Here is a 3,494-nt window from a genome sequence, read left to right on the forward strand (position 1 = left end):
TGTGCTAAGTTGCAGGAAAATGGTTTGAAGAGTTTGTAAAAACGGGTAACACTTTTCTCTGAACAAGGAGGAAGGTGTGAAATGAAAGCTGCACCGGAAACAGGGCCGAATCGGAGTGGAACCCGTTATTCGGCGGCCGACAAGCTCAAGGCTGTGAAACTCTATTTTGAAGAAGGTTATCAGGCCAAAGACATCGCACGGGAACTCGGAATCGGGAAAAGTTCCCTCGGCAAATGGATCCGCGAATACCGTGAAAAAGGTTCTGGCGCTTTCACGTCTCCGCCGGAGAAAAGTGCTGCTGCAGCGGAAAAATCCGATCCAGCCCGGGAGTTTGTCCGAGCGCAAATTCTCGAACACAAAGCCGCACATCCGGATCATGGCGTCAAACGGATCACTCAGATCTTCCGCCGCTTTCTCGGTCTGCCGGTCAAAACTCATGAAGTTCGATCCGTTCTGCAGGCACATCCGTCATCGTCAACGGCGACCACGTCCCGCCCCAGGCGTCCTCCCGCTCCGATGCGGTTCTTCGAACGGCGTTCTCCCAATGAACTATGGCACACCGACGTGATGTATTTCATCATGCCGAACCACGAAAAAGTCTTTGTCATCGGCTATCTGGATGATTATTCGCGTTATGTTGTCGCCCTGGATCTGTTCCATCGCCAGACGGTAGGAAATACCATCGATCTGTTGAAAAAAGCGTGCGGTGACTACACGTTCCCGAAAGAAATCCTGACCGACGGCGGCCGTCAGTTCGTCAGCTGGACCGGGAACAACCAGTTCGGAACCTATCTGCGCAACCACCAGATCAAGCATACGGTCTGCCGCACCCACCATCCGCAGACCAATGGAAAACTGGAGCGGTTCTGGCGGACGCTGCGGCAGGAGTTTTTCGACAAAGCGAAGATCAGCAGTTTCGATGAGCTTCGGGAGCAGCTGGCGCTCTATATCCGACACTACAATTTTCAGCGTCCGCATCAGGGAATCGGCGGTCTGACCCCGGCGGATCGTTTTTTTGAAATCGAAACGACGGTGAAACGGCAGCTCGCCGAGAAAATAGCAGACAATACTCTCGAACTTGCCTTGAAAGGCCATGTCCGCAAACCGTTTATGATGGTCGGGCGCGTCGGGGATTCCTGTGTGTCGATTCTGGAGAAAAAGGGACGGATTTCCATGCAGATCGACGGCGTCGAACAACCGACCGGGGAAACATCCCCTCTGATCATTTCCGATGAAAACATCACGCAACAGCTTGACAAACAACCAATCATGGAGAATATTGAAAATGGAGAAGACCCATCCGACAGCAGTGGAAAAATCGGAGCAATCAGCAATGACCGAATCGCAGACGCCGCCGTTGACGGCGCAGGAGAAATGCAAGGCGGTCCTCTCGGTCTGGACGGAGAAAACCAGTGTGAGCGCGGTCTGCCGCCGGTATTCGGTGCGGCCCCCGCAGGTGGAACGCTGGGAGTTGCTTGCTCTGGAGGGAATGCTGAAAGCTCTGGAGGCACGTCCGAGGGGGCGCAAGGCATTGGAAATGAAAGAGAACTCACTTTCGAGTCATCTCGAGAAACTGCTGGATCGCAAGATGTTGCAGAACGGGAAGAGGCAAGCCAGAAAGAAAGAGGAGAAACTGTCGGGAACACATCTGGAGAAACTTCTGGACCAGGCGCAACGTCCCTGCCGCCGGGGGCGACCGCCCAAGAACGAGAGTCGTGGACAATCGCTCCCTTCAGCGGAGATTTCTCAATAAGCATTTAAGGAAATGAAAAACCGGGTCCGGCGTCTCTCCCATTCGCCGGATTCGGGAGGAGGAATCATGATGAGCCGGATGCAAGAGAATGACTATCAAGCGATGAAGCAAAGACTTGTGACGATTTGCGAAGTTCAGGCAGGAACCATTTCCGCTACCGAAGCGGCGGAACGTCTCGGCGTCTCCCGCAAAACGTTCTACGAGTATATGGATGCGTTTGTGAAAGCCGCGGCCGAGGCTCTGACTCCCGGTGACCCCGGTCGCCCGAAACTCTCCGACGAGACGCGGAAAATCCGGCAGCTGGAAGCGGAAAAGAAGCGTCTGGAGAACGAGTTATATGAGACAAAAGCCATCTCCGAACTCCAAGGCCGTATCATCGCCATCCGGGATTCCCAGCTGGCGGAACGCGAAAAAAAAAGAAACGGATGAGCTGCCCGTCATTCAGGCGATCAGCCATGAAAAAAGCAGAAATCGAACCATTCCTCTGAAGCGTTTCATTCTGGCCGGACAGCTGAGTGTTTCGACTTTTTTCCGCTATGAACACCGGGCGGCTCTGGGTGAGCCGCTCTGGGGACCGCGGGGGAAACCACGAGCCGTCACAATGGAAGATGATGTCATTTTACAGCTTCTGAAACAACAACAGCGGCATGGAAATCGCCATCGGCTACGCGCGGTTTTTGCGGTTCATGCACAACATCCGGAATATTCCACAAGACGTTTTCAGGAACTGGCCAATGAATTGCGGTTCAAACTCCTGCGTGGAGAAAGAAAGTCCATGCTCTCGGTCGAATACTGCGAAGCGCATCTGATCTGGAGCATGGACATTTTTGAGCAGGTGCATCGCGGTGTGCGCTTTCACGTGCTTCAGGTGATCGACCTCGGCAGCAGAGTGAAACTTGAGCCGGCCGTCAAACCCGGAGCATTTACCGGTGAGGAGGTGGCCGAACATCTCAACTACTTGATGCACAAACACGAAGCGCCACTCTTCCTGAAGCGGGACAATGGATCGAATTTGAATTCCGGCGAAGTACTTTCGATTTTGAAAATGTTTGCAGTGATTCCCTTTAACAGTCCCCCGGGATTTCCGCAGTTCAACGGGGTGATGGAACGAAGCCAGGGGGAAATCAAACGTTATTTGCGTGCGATCCTGAAAGACCGGGAGGAACTGGACTCATTCGCTGTGGCGGTACATTTATCTGTCGAACGAGCCAATCGGCGCAGACGTGCAGTGCTGGCAGGGAAGAGCGCACAGGAACGCTGGGAAGAGGAGTTTTCGCATTTCTCCAGGCGGGAACGGGAAAGCATTTATCTGGAAATCAAACGTCTGGCGGAATGGATTCAGGAGACATTTCCCCGGAAAAAACGACTGAGGAAAGACGCGGGCGCGCACGCCTGGAGAATCGCCATACAGCGTTATCTGGAAAGCAAAGAATACATCAGACTTTTTCGTGACGGCAGCGAATTGCATTAATCGGAGGCTTATTCCCGCGTTCACTCCGTCCTCCGGACGGTTCCGGCGCTTCCGGATCGCCTTTCCTTGAAAGCCGATCCTCCAGCGTCGGTCAATTTGATTTATGATTCAGAAATTCTGATTTGCAATCAGAATTTTCCATGCTATCTTACTCTTATTGACAGAATATGATGCATTGTTGCATCATATTGACTGTCAATTTATTAACAGGGAGAAAAGTGTCACCTGTTTTTTACTGAAAAACAGAACCATTTATTCCCGCACATGACA

General features: G+C 52.5%; 3 protein-coding genes. All 3 read left to right on the plus strand.

Going from position 1 to position 3,494, the window contains the following annotated elements:
• The first annotated feature begins 81 nt into the window (after positions 1-81).
• The 3 genes from FYJ85_RS22760 (at position 82) to FYJ85_RS22770 (ending at position 3,224) form a co-directional block, all read left to right on the plus strand.
• A complete protein-coding gene (locus FYJ85_RS22760) occupies positions 82-1,761 on the plus strand; it encodes an integrase core domain-containing protein (protein WP_154420974.1) in 1,680 nt (559 codons plus the stop codon).
• A 94-nt stretch (positions 1,762-1,855) separates the two neighbouring features.
• A complete protein-coding gene (locus tag FYJ85_RS22765) occupies positions 1,856-2,182 on the plus strand; it encodes a helix-turn-helix domain-containing protein (RefSeq protein ID WP_206213426.1) in 327 nt (108 codons plus the stop codon).
• Positions 2,091-3,224, plus strand: coding sequence for a hypothetical protein (locus FYJ85_RS22770; protein ID WP_154420976.1), 1,134 nt, complete (start codon positions 2,091-2,093; stop codon positions 3,222-3,224). Before FYJ85_RS22765 ends, FYJ85_RS22770 begins: the two co-directional genes overlap by 92 nt.
• Positions 3,225-3,494: the final 270 nt, after the last annotated feature.

The organism is Victivallis lenta (genome assembly GCF_009695545.1).
In the GTDB taxonomy this organism is placed as follows: domain Bacteria; phylum Verrucomicrobiota; class Lentisphaeria; order Victivallales; family Victivallaceae; genus Victivallis; species Victivallis lenta.

Excerpts from the sequence above, each read along its gene's own strand:
- FYJ85_RS22760 (WP_154420974.1), top strand. The coding sequence starts at position 82 with ATGAAAGCTGCACCGGAAACAGGGCCGAATCGGAGTGGAACCCGTTAT.
- FYJ85_RS22765 (WP_206213426.1), top strand. The coding sequence starts at position 1,856 with ATGAAGCAAAGACTTGTGACGATTTGCGAAGTTCAGGCAGGAACCATT.
- FYJ85_RS22770 (WP_154420976.1), top strand. The coding sequence starts at position 2,091 with ATGAGACAAAAGCCATCTCCGAACTCCAAGGCCGTATCATCGCCATCC.